Genomic DNA, 21,510 nt, shown 5'->3' with positions numbered 1-21,510 from the left:
TTAACAAATCACATCCGGCCCCGTACGGATGTTCCGGTGATTAACCCGGCAAAGGGCGTTTTTACTTGTTGTCGATCAACCCGCGACCGCTCTTTTTCAGCGTGCCGGCCTCTTTCAACTCCTTGGCGATCACGTCGAGAATGCCGTTGATGAACTGCCGGCTGTTGGGTGTGCTGTAGTTCTTGGCCAGCTCGATGTATTCGTTCATGGAGACCTTTACAGGGATGTTGGGGAAGATCAGCAGCTCGGCAATGGCCATTTCCAGGATCACCCGGTCGGTCAACGGCAAGCGGTCCACCTCCCAATTGCGCGTGTTGTTGGCGATCAGCTCCTTGTATTTCACATCCAGCGACGCAGTGGTGTCGAACAGATTTTCAATAAACGCCTTGTCGTCATCCCAGTTGATAGACAACGTGTGCAACGTCAGCGGCGTCTTTGCCTCGGGGTCGAACGACTTGATGGTCTTTTCCACCATGCCCTTCACAATGTCCTTGTCTTCGGCCCAGCGCAGCACCTCTTCCTCAAAGAAATCGTTGATGACGGTCTTTCCCAGGATCACCTTTTTGTAGAGGTGGTTGATGAATTTTTTCTGGTCTTCCAGCGTAGGACTTTTCTTGTCGAGATAGTTCAGGTATTCGTTTTCCTGGCGGATCACATCGCGGAACCACACCTTCACACGCTCGGGTTTGTCCTGCCAGTGACGGCCCAATTTCAGGGCGTCTTTGTTCAGCGCCTCACTTTCCACCAGGCCTTTTATCCACGCGTTGTTGATAAAATTCTTGTGGCTCACTTTTTTATCGGCGGCCGCCAGTTCGGCAAAAGCGGGCACCAGCTTCAACACCTCGATATAGCGGTCGTAGATCTTCTCTACTTCGCTGACCAGGTTCTTCCGGAAAAAATCGGTGTCTTTTTTGGATTGCTTGGCGTAGAAAACGAAACACTCGTTCACCACTTTCTTGATCTTGGCATCTTCATGGTCCACCGAGGTCTCGTGCTTGGCAAAGGTGGATTCAAACAGTTTTGCCGCCTTTTTCTTTTGGGCGTTCAGCAGCGGCTTGTCCTGCACCTCCATGGAATTGAGGTCGGGCAAAAAGGCTTCGTTTATTTTTTCGAGGCACAATTCATAATTGGCTTCTTTGCATTGTTGCAGCGCGAACAGGCTCTGCATCACTTTTATTCGAAGGCTTCTTCTGTTAAGCATGGTAAAGAACAGCGTTTAAGTAAAATCCGGGTCCAAAAAAATCCAAACCCGCACGATTAACCCATTACTATTATACAAAAGGTAACGGGGGCACAAAAATAAAAACATCCCGCAGCTTTCACTAACGGGATGGGGATTTCTTGGGTTTGGGAGGATGTTATCAGGAGCCAGGAGCCAGAAGCCAGGAGCCAGTGCTTGGGAGTCGGCATTCAGTAGCCAGTAGTCAGTAGCCAGTGCTTAGGAGTCGGTCTTCAGAATCCAGAATCCAGTATTCAGGAGCCAGTCAGTTTCGGAATCCAGTATTCAGGAGTCTGGAGTCAAGGAAGCATTTTGGGAGCTGATAGTGTCGGTTTTCAGTAAGTGGAAACGTTTACGCACCCACCTCCACACTCAAACCTCACACTCAAACCTCACTCCCGCACCCCTACGGCTACTAACTACTGGCTACTGACGCCGAAGCACTAGCTCCTGACTCCTGGATTCTGGCTCCTGAAAGTTCCTATCTCGACACCTTCACCAACGCCATATCCGCAATCCGCTTCTCACACAACTTTATCGCCGCTTCCTGGCTGGACAGTTTTTCGCGGCTGGCGAGATTTAAGATGTTGAGGCACGTGTCATAGATCTTCTCTGTTTGTTCCATGACGCGCTGGCGGTTGTAATGACCGAGGTATTCGTTGTAGACGTTGATAAGTCCTCCGGCGTTGATGAGGAAGTCGGGGGCGTAGGCGATGGAGCGGTCCACCAGCATGTAGCCGTGTTTTACTTCGTCTTTGAGCTGGTTGTTGGCGGCGCCGGCGATGATGCTGCACTTGAGGCGGGCGATCGTGTCGTCGTTCACCGTGGCACCCAGCGCACAGGGGGCGTAGATGTCCATGTCGAGGTCGTAGATGGCGTCCTGGCCAACGGCGGTTACACCGTGTTTGCGGACGATGTCGGCTACTTTGGCTTCGTGGATGTCGGTGATATAGACGGTGGCGTTTTCGTTCACCAGGTGTTCCACGAGGTGCATGCCTACCTGGCCGATGCCTTGGACACCGATCTTCTTGCCGCTGAGGCTGTCGTTGCCGTATACTTTTTTGGCGGTGGCTTTCATGCCCAGGTAAACGCCATAGGCTGTTACCGGCGAAGGGTCTCCGCCGCCACCCATGGATTCAGGGAGGCCGGTGACGTGTTTGGTTTCCATGGCCACATATTCCATGTCGGACGTTTTCATGTTCACGTCTTCGGCAGTGATGTATTTGCCATTAAGGCTGTTCACGAATTTTCCGAAACGGCGCAGAAAGGCTTCCGTTTTCATGGTGCTGGCATCGCCAATGATGACGGCCTTGCCACCGCCCAGGTTAAGACCGCTGATGGCGGCTTTGAAGGTCATGCCGCGCGAGAGACGCAAAACGTCCGTGAGGGCTTCTTGCTCCGAAGCGTAGTTCCACATGCGCGTGCCGCCAAGGGCAGGGCCCAGCACAGTATTGTGAATGGCAATGATCGCCTTGAGGCCCGTGGCCGCATCCTGACAAAACACGACTTGCTCATGACCCAGTTGTGACAGCGTGCCGAAGATGCCCGCGTGTTGCACTTTTTCAAGTTCTTTAATCTCCATCGGATTTGTTTTACGTTTGATTGTTGTAGTTTTAAACCCCGGTTTTCCAAGGTCCCTTTCGTTAAGGAATACGCAAAATTACGTCGTTTCAAACGTTTGCAAGAACTATTGGAAGTATATTTCGTTTAACGGAAGGCCCGCCAAATTTTTTTGAATGAAAGAATTAAAGTACCTCAATAAATACCTGTTAAAATATAAATGGCTGCTCCTCTTCGGAACGCTGTGGGTCATCATCTCCAACATTTTTCAGATCGTTCCCGCCATCATCGTGCGACACTCCATCGACCTGGTGGCCGATAATATTCGCATCTTCCAAGCCTTCAAAGGCACACCACAGCAACAGGATTATTTCAAAGTTTTTGCCTTTGGCATCCTGGTCTATGCAGCACTTATTTTATTGATGGCCTTCCTGCGCGGTATCTTCCTCTACTTTGTGCGGCAAACGCTCATCGTGATGTCACGCTACGTGGAGTATGATCTGAAGAACGAGATCTTCGAGCACTATCAAACCCTTCCCCTCAGCTTTTACAGAAGAAACAACACCGGCGACCTCATGAACCGCATTGCCGAAGACGTCGGGCGCGTGCGGATGTATCTGGGTCCAGCCATTATGTACGGTCTTCAGCTCATCACGTTGTTCATGATGCTGATCCCATTTATGTTCAGCAAAAGCCCCGAACTGACCTTGTATGCACTCAGCCCGCTGCCTTTTCTTTCGCTCAGCATTTTTCTGGTGAACAATAAAATGGAAAGAAGGTCGGAGCAGATCCAGAAAAGTCAATCGCGTCTCTCCACGTTTGTTCAAGAAGCCTTCAGCGGCATTCGTGTATTGAAATCCTTTAACCGGGAACAGCAGTCGCTCTCCAAGTTCGAATCGGAAACCAATATTTATCGCCTGCAATCTCTGAAGCTCACCAAAGTGCAGTCGCTCTTTTTCCCGCTCATCATGGGGTTGATCGGCATCAGCACGATCCTCACCGTGTATGCCGGAAGTGTACAGGTGATCCAAGGAAACCTCACCTTTGGCAACATCGCCGAGTTCATCATCTATGTGAACTTGTTAACGTGGCCGGTCACTTCATTGGGATGGACCAGCAGCCTTGTGCAACGTGCCGAAGCTTCGCAGAAACGCATCAACGAATTTTTGAAGATCCAGACCAACATCGTCTCGGAAAAAAATCTCGACCGCGAGATCCAGGGAAAGCTGGAGTTCAAAAATGTATCCTTCACCTATCCCGACACGGGCATCAAAGCGTTAAAAAATATTTCTTTCTCCATCCAGCCCGGCGAGTCACTGGCCATCATCGGCACCACCGGTTCGGGCAAGAGCACGGTGTCGGCGCTGGTTTCGCGTCTGTATGACGTACGCGATGGCGAGATCCTGATCGACGGTGTGCCCATCGCCGACTACGACCTGCACGCGCTGCGAACCCAGATCGGCTATGTGCCGCAGGACGTATTCCTTTTTAGTGATACGATCTATAACAACATCGGCTTCGGCTTGAAAGACCCCGAAGAGGAGAAGGTGATCCAGGCTGCGAAAGATGCTGATGTGTATGAAAACATTATGGGCTTTCCCAACGGATTCAGTACACGCGTGGGCGAGCGGGGCATTACCTTATCCGGTGGACAGAAGCAACGCGTCTCGATTGCCCGGGCTATTGTGCGCGAGCCTAAGATATTGATGTTGGATGATGCGCTATCGGCAGTGGATACGAAAACGGAGAACACCATCTTGAATAGCTTGAAGCGGATCATGCAAGGGCGTACGACCATCATCATCTCTCATCGCGTGTCGTCTGCCAAGTTAGCGAACCGCATTGTGGTGCTTGTCGATGGTCATATTGTCGAAGAGGGCACGCACGACGCGCTAATCGCGGCCGAAGGTATGTACAAAGACCTATTCGAAAAACAAGGACAGCTCGACGAGGCCGAGGCTAAGGACTATGACCAATAGCGAGGAGGTCATTGACATTCCGTCAATAAGACTCGCTTTTGCTTTTCATCATTTGCTCCTTTTTGAAATGCCTTCCTGATAAAATCGCACCCCGATTTCGGCTTTTGCCTGTTTTTGCAGACGCCGATATGATACAATGCTTCGGCCTCTTCTGGCGCGCTGAGTTTGAACGTTAAGATTTTTAAAAAATCCGTTATCGCCGCCGAGCACTGCCCTGTGTTGTAATAGGCCATCGCTCTTAACAGGTAAGGGTCTTTGCGAGCCTCTTTTTGCACGCAGACCGTAAGGTGAGGAATTGCATTTTCATAGTCCTTTTTATAAGACAAAAGCTCCCCCACCAGACAATTTCCCATTTCATCGTCGGGATAAGCTTTTAGATACACGCTTATGCTAGCAAGGGCTTCATCCCTGTCACCCATCCGTAAATAAAGAAGAGCGCGAGTGCCATAAGCCCTGACATATGTTTTGTCGGCATCAATCGCGTCATTCACATCTTGCAACGCACCCTTAAAATCGCCCAGTTGCTCGCGAGCATAAGACCGGTTGTTTAAAAGGTTAGGATCTTTGGGTCTCAACCGGATGATAGAATCATAGTCACGCGACGCCGCCTTATAATTTTTTGATTCCAGATAGGCGTACGCCCTGAATGAATACGTCAACGAATCCACTTCCCTGCTCGTGCCCATAATCTGGGTGAAATCAAGTATAGCGGAATCGTATTGTTTGGACTTCAGATATATCGATCCTCTTTGTCCGTAAGCTTGCCATATAGATGGATCGATCTCAATGACCTTGGTGAATTCTTTTTTTGCTTCTTCAACCTGGCGCATTTTAACCAGGTATTCGGCTTTCCGCATCCGGAGAGCAGCCGAGGTTGGATTCATTTTTATAAGATTATCCAAATAGATACTGGCCATTTCGAAATCTTCCTTGCCACTAAAATACTCCAGACTGTCAACATCGCTGCCACGTTGCGCACGCGTCGGAGTGACGAAGCAACAGAGAAGTGCAACGGTAATGGCTATCGGTTTCATGGGCAGTTGACGCTCTCTTCGCAGCGTGGGGGTTAAAGCGGATGCAATTTACAGCTTTTATTTTTTGTCGAAATTTTTAGGCAAAGCCCTTTCAAAAGATTTCATTTTTTCTGCAGAAATTTTGTTCGTTACCGCATAGTTGTCGCGGTAAAGAAACTGGATCATAATGGGGTATCCATACTTCTGATTTTGATTTACCAACGTACCGTTTTCAAAATTGTAGATATTGAACGTCCAGTAGCTGTGACTCTCATACTGATCCAATGTCATGGTAATGATCTCGAAATTGTTGTCTGCGTTAAAATCCCGCTCCGGCCCATCCATTTTGTCGAGGAAAGAGATTTTGTCAAAGCTTCCGTCGGTTTTTTGAAAAAAATAGATCACTCGCACGTTCAGGCTAGCTATGCCGTTGCCCATGTAGGGAATAACTAACTTTATATCGTCTAGTGAATCCCCATTTATGTCGGCGACACTCACAGGATGATCCTTGACATTCGTACTGATGAAGAACATCGGCTCTTTTATTTTTCCAATTAGATTTTTATTTCTAAAGACCCGAATAAGAGAAGTGTCCATCTGGTCCTGAAAACCCGTGAGTTGGATCGTTACGGTATCGTGGTTGGTGTAAAAATCGGGAATGGTTAGTGTGAAGTGTATTCTTTGCTCTTTTTCTAGCCGATCGTATTCTTTCCAATCCTCAAACTCCTTGTACAGGATGGCGGGGAATTTTTCGAACGGATATTGTGCCTGAATCTCGTAGGAGAATAACAGTAAGACGAACATCAAAAAAAGTGCACGTGAGTCGTTCATGGCAAATTCAGAACGCAAAGACCGGGAATGTAAAATCAAACGACCGCAAAATGACTGCAGTATAGGAGGATTCTAAAAAATCACAGAACTAAAGGATACCCGCTAAAACACATACCTCAACCCAACACCCCCCTCAGCCCTTCTCCACCCAGGGTCCGCCAGCACATCGGCAAAATATTCCAATTCCATGAACGCCGATATGGGGATCTTAAAGTAAGCATACTCAATACCAACAACGGCCTGAGGCCCCATCGTAAATCGCGTCTCCGTGAAACGCCCGAACTTATCGGGAGAAAAAACGTCGGCTTTGTAGGTATAGTCGTATTGCAGTTTTGTGTTCTTCCATTCCCAGCCAGCGCCAACATAGAACTGCAAGCCCTGCGATACTTTGGACGCATCGAAGTGGTAAAGGAATTTTACTTCGCCGATCAGATCCGCCAACACTTTGTGGGTGTAGTATTCAATGGTGGCCTCTTTGTTGGAAAACGTGTCGCGCACGGCATACTGGTCGAACTTCTCGCGGAAATAGCGGTTGTAGAGCCCACTGGAAGCTTTCCCAACGTCGACGGCCACGGCCACTCTTTTATTGAAATAGTATTTATAGGTGACGGCGAAGGGGTCGCCGAGCTTGATGCCGATGCCCTGGTAGGGATATTTGCTGGTGATGAAGATCGGGCAGATCGTTTTGGCCTTCGATCCTTTCACTTTGTTGGCGGCGCCGTAGCGCTCGCGGGTGTACATGCTTTTGCCGCCATTGTAGATCCGGGCCTTCTGCGCACAGGTAGCGATCGCGCAAAGGCAAAATGACAGAACGAAGAGCGTTTTCTGAAAGTGCATTCAGGACAAATATAAACGTTTTGTCCTTCAGTGAGGGACTTCAAACGTTTATTGCGCCGATGCCAGCTTCAAACAAACTCCTTATACTGCATCCTGTGGAGCTGGGCATAATAACCCTCCTGTAAAAGCAGGTCTTCGTGACGCCCGATTTCCTTGATTTCGCCGTGGTCGAGCACAATGATCTTATCGGCTTTCTGGATCGTGGAGAGGCGGTGGGCGATGACAATGGAGGTGCGGTCTTTCATCATTTTCCCGATGGCCTGCTGGATCATTTCCTCCGTTTCGCTGTCGACCGAGGAAGTGGCTTCGTCCAGGATCAGAATCCGGGGATCGTAGACCATGGCCCGGATAAATGAAATTAATTGCCGTTGCCCTACGCTGAGGGTTGCCCCGCGTTCCATCACGTTGTAGCCCAGTTTTCCGGGCAGGCGGTCGATGAATTTGCGGGCGCCCACCAGGTCGGCGGCATGCCAAACCATATCCTCCGTTACCTCCGGGTGGTCGAGGGTGATGTTGTTGAAAATGGTATCGGAGAAAAGGAACACGTCCTGCAAAACGACGCCGATGTTTTTGCGGAGCGATCCCAGTTCATAGGCTTTGATGTCAATGCCATCCACCTGGATGGAGCCGCGGTTGATCTCATAGAACCGGTTCAGCAAATTGATGATCGACGATTTCCCTGCCCCGGTTGCGCCCACAATGGCTACGGTTTCGCCGGGCTGGATGTCGAGGGTGATGTCTTTTAGAACATAGTTGGCGTCGTTATACGCAAACCACACGTGCTCGAACTTCACCGCGCCCTGAATTCGGGTGGGTTTGATCTCGCCGTTTTCCTGCACGTGCTCGGTGGCATCCAACAAGTTCATGATGCGCGACGAACTCACGATACCCATTTGCAGGGTATTGTATCGATCGGCAATCATCCGGATGGGACGGAAGAACATTTGGATGTACATGATAAAGGCTACGAGCTTGCCGATGGTGAGCCCGGTCTGCTCATAATTAATGATACCCTTCGCGCCATACCATACCAGCAAACCAATGCCGGCTGCGGCAATGATCTCGGCTACGGGGTAGTAGATCGAATAATACAACACCGAACGGAGGTTGGCCTGTTGATGCTCTTCGTTGATCTCCTTGAACTTTTCGAACTCGATCTTTTCACTGCCAAAGATCTGGACGATGTTCATGCCCGTGATATGTTCCTGTACAAAGGTGTTGAGGTTGGCCACGGCGTTGCGCACATCATTGAACGCCACTTTGATTTTTTCCTTGAATACGTAGGTGCTGATGAGCAACAGGGGTATGGTCGACAAGCTGAGCAGGGCCAGGCGCCAATCCTGGTAGAACATGAAAGCCAGAATGAAAACGATCTGCAGCAAGTCGCCCACCATGGCGGCGAGACCTTCGCTGAAAACATCGGCGAGCGTTTCCACATCGGAGATGGTGCGGGTGACAAGCCGGCCGATGGGTGTTTTATCAAAAAAGGTGAGTCGAAGGCTGATGATGTGTTCATAGAGCCGGGCGCGAATATCGCGGATGACTTGTTGGCCGAGCCAACCCGAAATGTAGGTGTGGATGTATTGTGCGATGGATTGGAAGACCAGGAGGCCCAGCAGGATCCACATCATGTTCACCATGCCGGCATAGTCGCCGAAGGCCACATCGTTGTCAAGGGTATATTGGATGAGGAAGGGTCGTGTAGGGGCGAGCAAGCCGAGCACGACGGTGAGGACGATCACGACAATAAACCGCCAGCGGTACGGGGTTACAAATTTCATCAGGCGCGAGAGCACCGACCAGTCGATGATATTGCCGCTACTTACTTTTTCTTTCTCCACGGGTGGCGTTAAGATTCTTTTACAAAAACCGAAGGCGGATATTTTACCTTCGACAGATACAAACCATACGGAGGAACATTGGCGCCGGCCTTTTTACGATCGCGGCTCTGGATGATGGCCTGAAATTCCTTCAGCGATGTTTTACCGGTCCCCACGTCCAGCAGGGTGCCGACCACGGCGCGCACCATTCCCCGGAGGAAGCGGTTGGCGGTGATGGTGAACTCCAGCAAATCGCCTTCTTCGCGCCAGGCTGCTTTTTTAATGTCGCAAAGAAAGTGATTTACATCCGTTTTTACTTTGCTAAAACATTCAAAATCGTGCTCGCCCAGTAATAACGCAGCTGCACTGTTCATGGTTTGAACATCGGCAGTCTTAAAATAATGCCATGCCAGGCCCTCCTTGAAAGGGTTTTTTTTGCGGGTGATCCGGTAATGGTAGGTGCGCTCCACCGCGTCGTAGCGCGCGCTGGCGTCGTCTTTCACCCGGCGGATGGATGGAATGGCCACATCCCTGGGGAGGAATGAGTTGAGTTTTTGGAGCAGCGTGGCATAGTCGAAGGGAAGTTTTTCGAGATCGCAGTGAAAGAATTGTTGCTCGCAGTGCACGCCGGTGTCGGTTCTTCCACTTCCCACGATCCGGATGGGGGTGCGGAGGAGTTTGGAAAGCGCGTCTTCCACCACGGTTTGGATGCCGGTGGCGTTGGCCTGGCTTTGCCAGCCGGCGTAGTTCTTGCCGTTGTAGGCGATTTCGAAGAAGTAGCGCATTGTTGTGGAACCGCGTCACCTTCGCTAAAGCTTCGGCGACCAAGGAAAGACGCGGAGGCGCAAAGATAAACGCAATGCTCCTTTGTGCCTAACCTTGCTTGCCCGCCGAAGCTTTAGCGAAGGTGGGCGGTTTAACTTTTGATGCTTTCGTAAATCACGGCCGCCCCCTGCCCCACTCCAATGCACATGGTCGCCAATCCATACCGGATTCCTCGCCTCCGCATCTCGTGCAGCAACGTCGCGCTGATGCGCACCCCGCTGCACCCCAGCGGATGTCCCAACGCAATAGCGCCGCCATTCACGTTGACCTTGTCCGGATCGATCCCGAGATCACCGATACACGCCAGCGATTGCGAAGCAAAGGCTTCATTCAACTCCACCAATCCAATATCTTTTATAGAAAGCCCCGCACGTTTCAACGCCTTTTGCACCGCCGGCACGGGCCCCATTCCCATGTAAGCAGGGTCGACACCCGCCACAGCCATGGAAACAACCCGTGCCATAGGCGCCAGGTGAAGACGCTTCACGGCTGTCTCGCTCGCCACCAGGCAAGCCGCGGCCCCATCGTTTATGCCCGATGAATTGCCGGCCGTTACCGTGCCTCCATCTTTAAAAGCAGGTTTCAGTGTCGCGAGTTTTTGCGGGGTGGTGAGACGGGGGTGTTCGTCTTTTTCGAAAAGCAAAAATTCGTCTTTGGATTTCTGAATGGTCACGCCCACCAGTTCGTCTTTGAATTTTCCGGTCTCGTGAGCGGCGGCATATTTCTTTTGGGATTGAAAGGCAAATTCGTCCTGTGCTTCGCGGGTGATCTTCCAGGTGGCGGCCACATTTTCGGCCGTCTCGCCCATGGAATAGGGATAATACAGCGCGGCCAGTTGGTCGTTCAAAAACCGCCAGCCCAGGGTGGTGTCGAACATTTCGGGTTTGCGTGCAAAGGCTTCGCCGGGTTTGGCCATGACATAGGGTGCGCGGCTCATGCTTTCCACACCGCCGGCGATAAAGATCTCCCCATCGCCCGCCAACGCGGCGCGGCTGGCATCCATGATGGCCTGGAGGCCGGACGCACACAGACGGTTCACCGTGACGCCCCCCACTTCGACGGGCAGACCCGCCAACAGCAGGGCCATGCGCGCCACGTTCCGGTTGTCTTCGCCGGCCTGGTTGGCGGCGCCGAAGATCACGTCTTCAATTTGTTTGGGGTCTATGGCCGGGTTGCGTTCCAGCAGCTTGCGGATGACGTGGGCCGCCAGGTCGTCGGGACGCACGGACGCCAACGTTCCGGCATACTTGCCAATGGGGGTGCGGAGGATGTCGATGATGTAGGCGGAAGTCATTTTCTGGATCGCGTAGTCGCCAAAATTTCCGGGCGATTTACACCGCGAAATTTATTTACTTTGCCCCCAAGTTAAAGTAACGCACCTATGTGGCAAAGAATTCAAACGGTATTTCTGGCGATCGCTGTCCTTTCATTACTCTCCAGCACGGTCTTTCCCGTCTGGACACTCGAACAAAACGGAGAGCTTCACGTGCTCACAGCGTTCTATTATTTGAAAGGTGGCGTTTATCAATACAATCCCTATTCACTCACGGCCGTGTTGGCGGTGGCATCGGCCACGGTGGCGTTTATCGAGATCACAAAATTCAAGAACCGGCTCACACAAATTAAGCTGGGTGCGCTGAACTCCCTTTTCATGGCTGCCACCATTATCTCGTCGGTTTGGTTTGCTACGAACCTGATCAAGGCCAATGAGGCAGGGGGTGGCTATGGGTTGGGGATGTGGCTTCCGGGCCTGGCCGTGATCTGCAACCTGGTCGCCAATTTCTTTATCCGGAAGGATGAGCGACTGGTGCGCGATTCGGACCGCCTGCGGTAGGCTGACAACCTGTCACGCCAGCACGCTGGAACAAATTTTGTCATCCCTGTCGACCACAGGGATTTTTTATTATTTATTGATCACGCATATCCTATAACCGAAAAAACTGAACATATGGCAGCCGTAACCGAAGAAAAAGGCACGATCTCGATCCACACCGAGAACATTTTCCCCATCATCAAGAAATTTCTTTACTCCGACCACGAAATCTTCCTCCGCGAGCTCGTGAGCAACGCCGTGGACGCCACCCAAAAGCTGAAAAAGCTCGCTTCCCTCGGGGAATTTACCGGCGAACTGGGCGACCTCAAAATCGAGGTAAGCTTCGACAAGGAGAAAAAGACCATCACCGTGAGCGACAAAGGCCTCGGGATGACGGGCGAGGAGATCAAAAAATACATCAACCAGATTGCTTTCTCCGGCGCCGCCGAGTTTGTGGAGAAATTTAAAGACAAGACCGACGCCAAAGACATTATCGGCAAGTTCGGGTTGGGCTTTTATTCCGCCTTTATGGTGGCCGACCAGGTGGAGATCATCTCGCGTTCGTTCACAGCCGAAGAAAATGAAGCGGCCCGCTGGATCTGCGATGGCTCCACAGAGTTTGAGTTGTCGGCCGCTACCAAAGGGGAGCGTGGAACGGATGTGATCCTCCACATCAACGCCGACTCTGAGGAATTTTTGGACGAATGGAAATTGAAAGGCATCCTCGACAAATATTGCAAGTTCCTTCCCGTAGAGATCAGATTCGGCACCACCCAGGAACAGGAAGACGATGGCGTAGACGCCGAAGGCAAGCCGAAATATAAAAGTGTTACAGTAGACCGGATCATCAACAATCCCGCACCGCTTTGGGTGAAATCTCCGAGCGAGCTGAAGGACGAGGACTATCTTGCATTCTACAAAGAGCTGTATCCTTTCTCGGAAGACCCGCTGTTCTGGATCCACCTGAACGTGGACTATCCTTTCAACCTCACGGGCGTGCTTTACTTCCCCAAAGTGAAGAACGACTTCGAGATGCAGAAAAATAAGATCCAGCTTTACTCCCGCCAGGTGTTCATCACCGACGAAGTGAAGGACGTGGTCCCCGATTTCCTCATGATGTTGCACGGCGTGTTGGATTCGCCCGACATCCCGCTGAACGTGTCGCGCAGCTATCTGCAAAGCGATGCCAACGTGAAGAAGATCAGCCAGCACATCACCAAAAAAGTTGCCGACAAGCTTTCGGAACTGTATAAGAAAGACCGCAAGGATTTCGAAAAGAAATGGGACGACATCAACATCTTTGTGAAGTACGGCATCATCAGCGACGAAAAGTTCTATGACCGCGCCAAAGACTTCACCCTGTTGAAAAATGTGGACCGTCAGTATTTCACGTTTGAAGAATACAAGGAGAAAGTCGCTGCTACGCAAACCGACAAAGACGGGAACGTGATCTACGTCTACGCTTCCGATCCCGGCAAGCAAGACAGCTTCATCCAGGCGGCCAAAGCAAAAGCCTATGATGTGTTGCTGCTGGACGGTGTGCTCGACAATCACTTCATCAACACACTCGAACAGAAGCTGGAGAAAGTACAGATCAAACGCGTGGACAGCGAAACGGCCGACAAGCTGATCGACAAGGACGAGAAAATGGAGAGCGTATTGAGCGCAGACGAGCAACAGGCCGTGAAGACGGTGTTCGAAAAAGCGATCAACAGCAAGACCATGACCGTGGCCGTGGAGTCGCTCTCGCCGCAGGATCTGCCCGTGGTGATCACCATGAGCGAATTTATGCGCCGCATGAAAGACATGGCCAAACTGGGTGGCGGCGGTGGCTATGCGTTTATGGGCAACATGCCCGACAACTATAACGTGGCCGTGAATGCCAATCACCCGATCGTCCAGAAAATATTGAAAGCCGGAAGCGAGGAAGACAAAAACAGGTTGGCCAAACAGGCTTACGACCTGGCCCTGCTTTCGCAGAACATGCTCACGGGCGCCGACCTCACCAACTTTATCCGCCGCAGCGTGGAAATGGTTTCGTAAAATCGGCGAGCGCGCCAGCATTCAAACCCTCCGGATTTCAAAAAGCCCGGAGGGTTTGTTATTTTTACAATATCAACTAAAGCCGGTACGTTAAGTTTTTCTATGCATTTCTTACGGAAAATATCGTTGCTGATCCTGCCCGTCCTTCCCCTCGTGAGCTGGGCCCAGGACGAGCCTCAGGAACCGCAAGAGCAGCGTTTCACCATCGACACGCCCGCCAGCCTGGATTTCCAAAAGGAAGAAGAACCCGTTAACACCACCAAAAAGAAAAAACCAAAAAAGAAGGTTTTCTATGGCATCAAAACCAAGAAAGGTTTCACCCGCAAGGGCGTAGGCGACCGCATTACGTACGAGCTTTTTTATTATCTGAAAAAATCTGAAAAACCGCAGACGTTCGTGCGCGATATTTTCTGGTATGACTACACGCGGCGTGAGATCAGAAAAACTTCCACTTTCGATCCCACGAAAGGTGTGCTTTTACACGGACCTTATGAAAAACGCGTGGGCGAAACGGTAGTGGAGAAAGGGATCTTCTACAAAGGCACCCGCCACGGCCGCTGGATGCGCTACAACAGCCGCGACAGCACCTTGCTGGACAAAGACAAATATTATCACGGCTGGCCCAAAGAGTCGCTGGTGAGCTACTACGACCCCACAGAGCGCAAGCGCATGAAAGAAATGACGCCGATCGAATTCGGTGAGAAGGAAGGCTTTTACTATTTCTTCCACGAAAATGGTCAACTGGCCGTGCAAGGCGAATACCAGTGGGATGAGAAGGTGGGCGACTGGACCGAGTTCTATTCCAACGGCAAACGCAAAAAGATCATTGCCTATCCAAAAGAACCCTTCGATGAATCGGTTCAGCCCTATGTGAAAGCCGAGTGGAACGACAAGGGCAAAGAGATCTACCGGAACAATAAAATGGCAAAATAATAGCCTCAGAAAATATCTCCTTTCACAGAAGAGCTGCTTTTTCAGGCAGCTCTTTTTGTTTCTAAGAACGCCGCGAATAAATTACCAACCATGCTATCCGGTCTGAAGCTCGCCATCGACGTTTACTATCGCGACGAACACGCAAAGGCCGTCGGCTTGCAGTTCCGGGACTGGACGGATGACGCGCCACTCGACATCAAGTCGGTTGTCGTAAACGCGGTATTACCTTATGAGCCGGGGAATTTTTATAAACGCGAACTGCCCTGCATTCTCGCCTTGCTGGCCCTCTTCGATATAACTACGATCGACACCCTCATCGTCGACGGCTATGTTTATCTCAATGACGATGGCAAACCTGGGTTGGGCGCACACCTTTACGAAGCCCTCGACCAAAAAATAGCGGTAGTGGGTGTGGCCAAAACTTCGTTTCACGACAACGCGCGCCATGTGGTGACCGTTACACGGCAGAGCAAGAACCCTCTGTTTGTCAGTGCCGTCGGCATGCGTGTGGAAGTCGCAGCCGAAAATGTCCGCCGCATGCATGGTCCTTTCCGGATGCCGACGCTTCTGAAAATGTTGGATCAGGAAACCCGCAAGGCCTGATGCGACCGGCAGCGACCTGGCTTCAGATAATCTTCCTTTATGAAAACATCATTTTTACATACTTTGCTACCCGAACCCGTTCTTTTATGTCCATCCCAAATCAGCAAACCATTCAGCAAGCGCATGCGCGCATAACACCCTACATTCACCGCACACCCGTGATGACTTCGGCGGGCATCGACGAACAGGCGGGGTGCCAGCTTTATTTTAAGTGTGAAAACTTTCAAAAGATCGGCGCCTTCAAAGCGCGCGGGGCGATGAACGCCGTGTTGTCGCTTTCGGAATCGGCCCGTGCGAAAGGCGTGGCCACGCACTCGTCGGGCAACCACGCTCAGGCGATTGCGCGGGCAGCGAAGATCATGGGTGTAAAATCGTACATCGTGATGCCGCGTACGGCTCCCGAGGTGAAGAAGCGCGGTGTGCGGGGATTTGACGGCGAAATTTTTGAATGTGAGCCAACCCTGGCCGCGCGCGAATCGACGCTGGCCGACGTGATCCGGAAAACCGGCGCCACCGAAATACATCCCTTCAACAACTACGATGTGATTGCCGGCCAGGCCACCGCAGCCAAGGAATTGTTTGAAGAAGCGAAAGACCTCGATGTGATCATTGCCCCCGTTGGCGGCGGTGGATTGTTGAGCGGCACGGCGCTGGCCACAAAATATTTCTCGCCAGCCACGCAGGTCTTCGCCGCAGAACCGGCGGGTGCCGACGATGCCTTCCGCTCCATGCAAAGCGGAAAGATCGAACCTTCCCAATCCGACTCCATCGCCGATGGTCTGCTCACTTCACTGGGCGACAAAACATTCCCCATCATCCGCGAGCTGGTCAAGGAAGTGATCACGGTTACCGACGCAGAAATTGTTGCTGCCATGCGGCTGATTTGGGAGCGCATGAAGATCGTGGTGGAACCCTCGTGCGCCGTGCCACTGGCTGCGGTGTTGAAGTCGAAAGAAAAGTTCAAGGGCAAGCGGGTGGGCATCATCCTTTCCGGTGGGAACGTTGACCTGGGGCGCGCATTAAAATTAATGACCGAATAAAATGAAACTTCACTACACGCCTTTTGAGCACCGCCGCCACCCCTTGTTGCCGTTGCGGGAGTTCTATATGCGCCAGGCACACTACGGCTTGTTTACGGCCCTCCTCATTTTCGTGTCGCTTGGCATCGGCGTAGTAGGCTATCACTTCTTCAACGATTTGAACTGGATCGATTCATTGGTCAATGCGTCGATGATCCTCACCGGGATGGGCCCGGTCGATCCGTTAAAGAATGACCTGGCAAAATTGTGGGCGTCATTTTATGCGATCTTCAGCGGTGTGGCTTTTCTGACCATCGCGGCCGTTTTCCTGTCGCCCATTGTCCATCGTTTTCTCCACAAATTCAACCTGGACGAACCGGATCAACCACAAAAAAAAACCACCACCTCGCGGTGATGGCTTTTACTCCTGTAAACAAAAAGTCTTTCGCTATTTCGCCATAAAGCGGTCGAAGCGCGATGCCGTTTCTCTTTTGGGGAAGGTGTTGTTGCTGGTCTCCACGTCGGCCAACTCGGCGTTGGGATCGACTACAATGTTCACCACTTCTTTGTCTTTGATGAACACTTTGGTGACCTCGTTCTCGTTGGTGCGCCAGATCTCGGCGGGAATCCGTTCAATTTCTTTGGAACCATCTTTATACGTCCACTCGATCACCAACGGCGTGACCAGTCCGCCGACATTTTTGAAGCGGAGTTGATAAATGTTTTTGCCTTGCAGTCTCTGACGGATAGCGTCATCGTCGGGACGGCTCATGAATTCGCCATTGAGTTTCGCGGCGGTGTTGGTGAGCGTGAGGGGCTCGGGACCTTGACTGAAGTCGGCCGGCTTGCCGTCTTTCGTGACGAGGTCGCCCTTCTTTGCCTTTACTTCTTTTCTTTCGGGATCGGCTTTCGCGGTGTTCAGCGTATACCATTTCACTTCGGCCAGGTCGACATCTACGTTATCGGTAGAATAAAACCATCCACGCCAGAACCAGTCGAGGTCAACCGCGGAGGCATCTTCCAGCGTGCGGAAAAAGTCGGCGGGTTTAGGATGCTTGAACGCCCAGCGTTGCGCATATTCTTTGAAGGCCTTGTCGAACAATTCGGGACCCATCACGGTCTCGCGCAGGACCGTCAGCGCAGCCGAAGGTTTGGTGTAGGCATTGGGGCCGAATTCTGAGCGACGGATGTTGTCGGACGTGGTCATGATGGGTCGCATCTGGCTTTTGTCGCCGCGCATAAAGGGCACGATGCCTTTCGGGGTGCCGTGGGTAGCGAACAATTCCGGATAGCGGACGCGGATCGTTTCTTTTTCGAGGAATGTATTCAAGCCTTCATCCATCCAGGACCATTGTCTTTCGTCGGAGTTCACGATCATGGGGAAGAAATTGTGCCCCACCTCGTGCACCACCACCGACACCAGGTCGGTCAGGGTTTGTTTTGAGTATTCGCCTTTCTTGTCCGGGCGTTCGCCGTTGAAACAGATCATGGGATATTCCATGCCTTGATGCGCCGTGTGCACGGAGTAGGCTACCGGATAGGGATAGTCAAACGTGCGCGACGAATAGAGCTCCAGTGCGTTGCGAATGGCTTTCGTGGATTCCTTTTCCCACAGCGGGTTGCCTTCTTTTGGATAAAGGGACTGTGCCAGCGGAGTGTTGTTGCCAACTTTCACGGCTTGGGCATCCCAGATAAATTTCCGCGAACTGGCAAAAGCAAAGTCACGCACATTCTCTGCGTGAAACTCCCAGGTACTTTTCTTCCCCGATTTCGTTTTTTCTTTTTGCTCGGCTTCATCTTGCGTCACGATGAAAACCGGCTTGTCGAATGTTTTCTTGGCGCGGTCAAAACGCTCGATCTGTTCTTTGGTCAATACGTCTTTCGGATTCTGAAGTACTCCGGTGGCACCCACGATGTGATCGGAAGGCACGGTGATCTTCACTTTATAGTTTCCGAACACCAGCGCAAACTCGCCCTGCCCGAGGAATTGTTTGTTCTGCCAGCCCTGGTAGTCGTCATACACACACATGCGGGGGAACCATTGCGCACAGGTGTAGACGTAGTTGTTGTCGTCGGGAAAATATTCATATCCACCACGGCCATCAAACACCTGGTGGTTGTATTCATTGTATGTCCAGGCCACCGAGAACGTGAATTTTTCGCCCGTCTTCAACGGAACGGCCAGGTCCACGCGCATCATCGTATTGTTGATGATGTGTGAAAGCTCTTTCCCGGAAACATCTTTCACATATTGAATCGTATATCCACCCGAATAGTCGGACACCACCACGCCCGATGATTTTGTGAAGAAACTTGCCGGGATCGAATCCTTCACCACCCCCGTGTGGGTCTCTGAGGTCATGTTTTTGGGTGCGAAAATATTCTGATCCAGTTGCAGCCAGAGGAAATTCAGCGCGTCGGGTGAGTTGTTAAAGTAGGTGATGGTCTCGGAGCCCGTAAGTTTTTGGGTGTTGTCGTCCAGTTCCACCTGGATCGTATAATCGGCGCGCTGCTGCCAGTAATTTTGGCCGGGAGCGCCGGAAGCCGTGCGATAACCGTTGGGTGTGGGAAGCATTTCTCCCAGTTGTTCAAATTTTCCTTTCCAACCCTGTTGGGCTTGTGCCGACGCCTGCAACACAATGCCGAGGGTAAATATGCATGCCAATATTCGCTTCATCACGTTCCTTTCTTTGGTGCTCCGTTCTAATTAAAATTCAAAGCGCGCCGGAAAGTTCCGGCACGCTGTACTTTGTTTGTGAACGCCTCGTCCGGCGAACACGCTACGTTTTATTTTGACTTCTCCTTCTTTTTGAAGTCGTCGAATTTCGATTCGACTTCGCGCTTGGGGAAAACATTGTCCTGCACATTGATGTCCGACAGTTCAAAGTTGGGGTCCAGCACGATGTTCACCACTTCTTTTTGTTTCACGAACACCTTAGTGATCTTTTGCTCGTTTATTCTCCAGATCTCCGCAGGGATCTTCTCGATTTCCTTGGTACCGTCCTTGTAGGTCCACTCGATGATGACGGGCATCACCAGGCCACCCTTGTTAGACAACGTTACTTCATAGATATTCTTGTCTTCCAGCTTTTGCATAATGGCTTTATCATCGACGCGGCTTTGAAATTCGCCGTTGAGGCGCGGGTCGGTTTCAATGAGGCTGAAGGGTTCGGGACCGTTGTTGAACGAGTCATATTTCTTACCATCGCCTTGCGCGAGGTCACCTTTCTTGGCGGTCACTTCTTTTTTCTCCAGGTTGGGTTGTGAGGTGCGCATTTTGTACCATTTCACCTGGTCGATGGACTGATCTACGTTGTCGGTGGAATAGAACCAGCCTTTCCAGAACCAATCGAGGTCGACGGCGGAGGCATCTTCCATGGTGCGGAAGAAATCCGCAGGTTTGGGATGCTTGAAGGCCCAGCGCGTGGCGTATTCTTTAAAGGCTTTGTCGAAAAGCTCGGGACCCATCACGGTTTCACGGAGCATGAACAAACCGGTTGCCGCTTTGGCATATTGCTCCGGGCCAAATTGGATCACTTGCTCGGAGTTGGTCATGAGCGGGCGCATCTGGCTCTTGTCGCCCTTCATGTAGGGCACGAGATCGGCCGGTTTGCCGCGGGTGTACTTCAGTTCAGGGTAGCGTTCCAACTCGGTAAGCAACTGCACAAAGCTGTTCACGCCTTCATCCATCCAGGTGGTTTGGCGCTCGTCGTTGTTCACGATCATGGGAAAAAAGTTGTGGCCCACTTCGTGCACCACCACACCGATCATGCCTTGCTTTAATTTTTCGGTGTACGTGCCGTCTTTGGCAGGACGGCCGAAGTTGAAGCAGATCATCGGATATTCCATACCGATGCTGGCTGAGTGAACGGAGGTGGCTACCGGATACGGATAGTCGAGCGTGTAGCGGGAATATACTTCCAGCGTATTCTTCACCGCCTTCGTGGATTCCTTTTCCCACAGCGGGTTGCCTTCCTTGGAATAGAACGACTGCGCCAACGGCGTCTTGCTTCCGATCTTTACGGCCTGTGCATCCCAGATAAATTTACGGGAGCTGGCAAACGCAAAGTCACGCACGTTTTCGGCGTGGAATTCCCAGGTTTTCTTTTGGGTAGATTTCGTTTTTTCTTTTTGAGTGGCTTCCGATTGCGTAACGATGATCACAGGCGCATCGAAAGTAACCTTTGCTTTTTCGAAACGCTCGATCTCTGTTTTTGTCAATACATCGGTGGGGTTTTTCAAAACGCCGGTTGCTCCAATGATGTGATCAGCGGGCACCGTGATGCGCACCTTGTAGTCGCCAAAAGGCAAGGTGAATTCGCCACGACCGAGGAATTGTTTGTTTTGCCAGCCTTCATAGTCGTCGTACACACACATGCGAGGGAAGAACTGGGCGATGGTGTACACATAGTTTCCATCTTCCGGAAAAAACTCCAGACCACTGCGTTGTCCAAACACGCTGCGATCGACGATGTTGAACGACCACTCTACGTTGAACGAATATTTCTCACCCGAGCGCAGGGGCTGCGGAAGGTCCACGCGCATCATCGTGTTGTTGATGAAATAGGGAAGCGCTTTGCCGCTTACTTCCTTCACTCCTTTTACGGTATAGCCTCCTTTGAAATCGGAGACCTGGGCAGCATAGGTTTTGGCTGCGGCCGAATCCACCACATTTCCGGTGGCTGTGGTGCGCAATGTATTTTCGGGTGCGATGATGTTTTGGTCCAACTGAAGCCACAAATACTTCAACACATCGGGCGAGTTGTTGGTGTAGGTGATGGTTTCGCTGCCGCTGATGCTTTGGTTGTTGTCATTCAGCTCTACGCTGATCACGTAGTCGGCTTTTTGTTGCCAGTATTTCACACCGGGCGCGCCAGAGCCTGTGCGGTATTCGTTTGGCGTGGGCAGGGTTTGATCCAACTGCTCGAATTTGCCCTGCCACTGTGGTGTCTGTTGCGCGACGGCAACGTTGACCAGCAGGATCAGCGCGTACATCAGAAATTGCTTCATAAAAA

Annotated in this window: 17 protein-coding genes; 7 read left to right on the top strand and 10 right to left on the bottom strand. The window is 51.4% G+C overall.

Going from position 1 to position 21,510, the window contains the following annotated elements:
• Positions 1 to 61: 61 nt before the first annotated feature.
• Both nusB and BUB30_RS33995 read right to left on the bottom strand, forming a co-directional pair.
• Positions 62 to 1,201 (bottom strand): transcription antitermination factor NusB, encoded by a 1,140-nt coding sequence (gene nusB / locus BUB30_RS34000; protein WP_073143394.1) that lies wholly within the window; start codon positions 1,199 to 1,201, stop codon positions 62 to 64.
• A gap of 499 nt (positions 1,202 to 1,700) precedes the next feature.
• Complete coding sequence (locus tag BUB30_RS33995; protein ID WP_073143392.1) at positions 1,701 to 2,801, bottom strand: Glu/Leu/Phe/Val family dehydrogenase; 1,101 nt, start codon at positions 2,799 to 2,801, stop codon at positions 1,701 to 1,703.
• Between the two features lie 154 nt (positions 2,802 to 2,955).
• Between BUB30_RS33995 and BUB30_RS33990 the strand changes: the two genes are divergently transcribed.
• Positions 2,956 to 4,758 (top strand): ABC transporter ATP-binding protein, encoded by a 1,803-nt coding sequence (locus BUB30_RS33990; protein WP_073143390.1) that lies wholly within the window; start codon positions 2,956 to 2,958, stop codon positions 4,756 to 4,758.
• Between the two features lie 8 nt (positions 4,759 to 4,766).
• On the opposite strand, the gene BUB30_RS33985 is transcribed toward BUB30_RS33990, so the two are convergent.
• The 6 genes from BUB30_RS33985 to BUB30_RS33960 form a co-directional block, all read right to left on the bottom strand.
• The gene (locus BUB30_RS33985) at positions 4,767 to 5,792 is read right to left on the bottom strand and encodes a tetratricopeptide repeat protein (protein ID WP_073143388.1); all 1,026 of its coding nucleotides are present in this window, start codon (positions 5,790 to 5,792) and stop codon (positions 4,767 to 4,769) included.
• A gap of 57 nt (positions 5,793 to 5,849) precedes the next feature.
• Positions 5,850 to 6,602: a hypothetical protein gene (locus tag BUB30_RS33980; protein WP_073143387.1), complete on the bottom strand. Its 753-nt coding sequence runs from the start codon at positions 6,600 to 6,602 to the stop codon at positions 5,850 to 5,852.
• Between the two features lie 102 nt (positions 6,603 to 6,704).
• Positions 6,705 to 7,439: an outer membrane beta-barrel protein gene (locus BUB30_RS33975; RefSeq protein WP_073143385.1), complete on the bottom strand. Its 735-nt coding sequence runs from the start codon at positions 7,437 to 7,439 to the stop codon at positions 6,705 to 6,707.
• Positions 7,440 to 7,507: 68 nt separating this feature from the next.
• On the bottom strand, positions 7,508 to 9,280 hold the full coding sequence (locus tag BUB30_RS33970) for an ABC transporter ATP-binding protein (RefSeq protein ID WP_073143384.1): 1,773 nt from the start codon (positions 9,278 to 9,280) through the stop codon (positions 7,508 to 7,510).
• An 8-nt stretch (positions 9,281 to 9,288) separates the two neighbouring features.
• Positions 9,289 to 10,044, bottom strand: a complete 756-nt coding sequence (gene truA / locus BUB30_RS33965; protein WP_073143382.1) for a tRNA pseudouridine(38-40) synthase TruA — start codon at positions 10,042 to 10,044, stop codon at positions 9,289 to 9,291.
• A 131-nt stretch (positions 10,045 to 10,175) separates the two neighbouring features.
• Positions 10,176 to 11,378 carry a thiolase family protein gene (locus tag BUB30_RS33960; RefSeq protein ID WP_073143380.1) on the bottom strand — a complete coding sequence of 401 codons (1,203 nt, stop codon included), beginning with the start codon at positions 11,376 to 11,378 and terminating at the stop codon, positions 10,176 to 10,178.
• 87 nt (positions 11,379 to 11,465) lie between these two features.
• Between BUB30_RS33960 and BUB30_RS33955 the strand changes: the two genes are divergently transcribed.
• From BUB30_RS33955 to BUB30_RS33930, 6 genes are all read left to right on the top strand, one after another.
• Positions 11,466 to 11,918 carry a DUF4293 domain-containing protein gene (locus tag BUB30_RS33955; protein ID WP_073143378.1) on the top strand — a complete coding sequence of 151 codons (453 nt, stop codon included), beginning with the start codon at positions 11,466 to 11,468 and terminating at the stop codon, positions 11,916 to 11,918.
• A 114-nt stretch (positions 11,919 to 12,032) separates the two neighbouring features.
• Positions 12,033 to 13,940, top strand: a complete 1,908-nt coding sequence (gene htpG / locus BUB30_RS33950) for a molecular chaperone HtpG (RefSeq protein WP_073143377.1) — start codon at positions 12,033 to 12,035, stop codon at positions 13,938 to 13,940.
• 102 nt (positions 13,941 to 14,042) lie between these two features.
• Positions 14,043 to 14,873 (top strand): toxin-antitoxin system YwqK family antitoxin, encoded by an 831-nt coding sequence (locus tag BUB30_RS33945; RefSeq protein ID WP_073143375.1) that lies wholly within the window; start codon positions 14,043 to 14,045, stop codon positions 14,871 to 14,873.
• 90 nt (positions 14,874 to 14,963) lie between these two features.
• A complete protein-coding gene (locus tag BUB30_RS33940) occupies positions 14,964 to 15,476 on the top strand; it encodes an endonuclease V (protein WP_221408838.1) in 513 nt (170 codons plus the stop codon).
• 86 nt (positions 15,477 to 15,562) lie between these two features.
• Positions 15,563 to 16,516, top strand: a complete 954-nt coding sequence (locus tag BUB30_RS33935) for a pyridoxal-phosphate dependent enzyme (RefSeq protein WP_073143373.1) — start codon at positions 15,563 to 15,565, stop codon at positions 16,514 to 16,516.
• Position 16,517: 1 nt separating this feature from the next.
• On the top strand, positions 16,518 to 16,910 hold the full coding sequence (locus BUB30_RS33930) for a hypothetical protein (protein WP_073143371.1): 393 nt from the start codon (positions 16,518 to 16,520) through the stop codon (positions 16,908 to 16,910).
• A 33-nt stretch (positions 16,911 to 16,943) separates the two neighbouring features.
• On the opposite strand, the gene BUB30_RS33925 is transcribed toward BUB30_RS33930, so the two are convergent.
• Positions 16,944 to 19,172, bottom strand: coding sequence for a M1 family metallopeptidase (locus BUB30_RS33925; protein WP_073143370.1), 2,229 nt, complete (start codon positions 19,170 to 19,172; stop codon positions 16,944 to 16,946).
• A 110-nt stretch (positions 19,173 to 19,282) separates the two neighbouring features.
• A complete protein-coding gene (locus BUB30_RS33920) occupies positions 19,283 to 21,505 on the bottom strand; it encodes a M1 family metallopeptidase (RefSeq protein WP_073143368.1) in 2,223 nt (740 codons plus the stop codon).
• Between the last annotated feature and the right edge of the window lie 5 nt (positions 21,506 to 21,510).

Origin of the sequence: Chryseolinea serpens (assembly GCF_900129725.1) — a bacterium.
Classification (GTDB): Bacteria; Bacteroidota; Bacteroidia; order Cytophagales; family Cyclobacteriaceae; genus Chryseolinea; species Chryseolinea serpens.
Note: the sequence above shows the minus strand (reverse complement) of the source record. Positions and strands in the feature narration are given on the sequence as shown.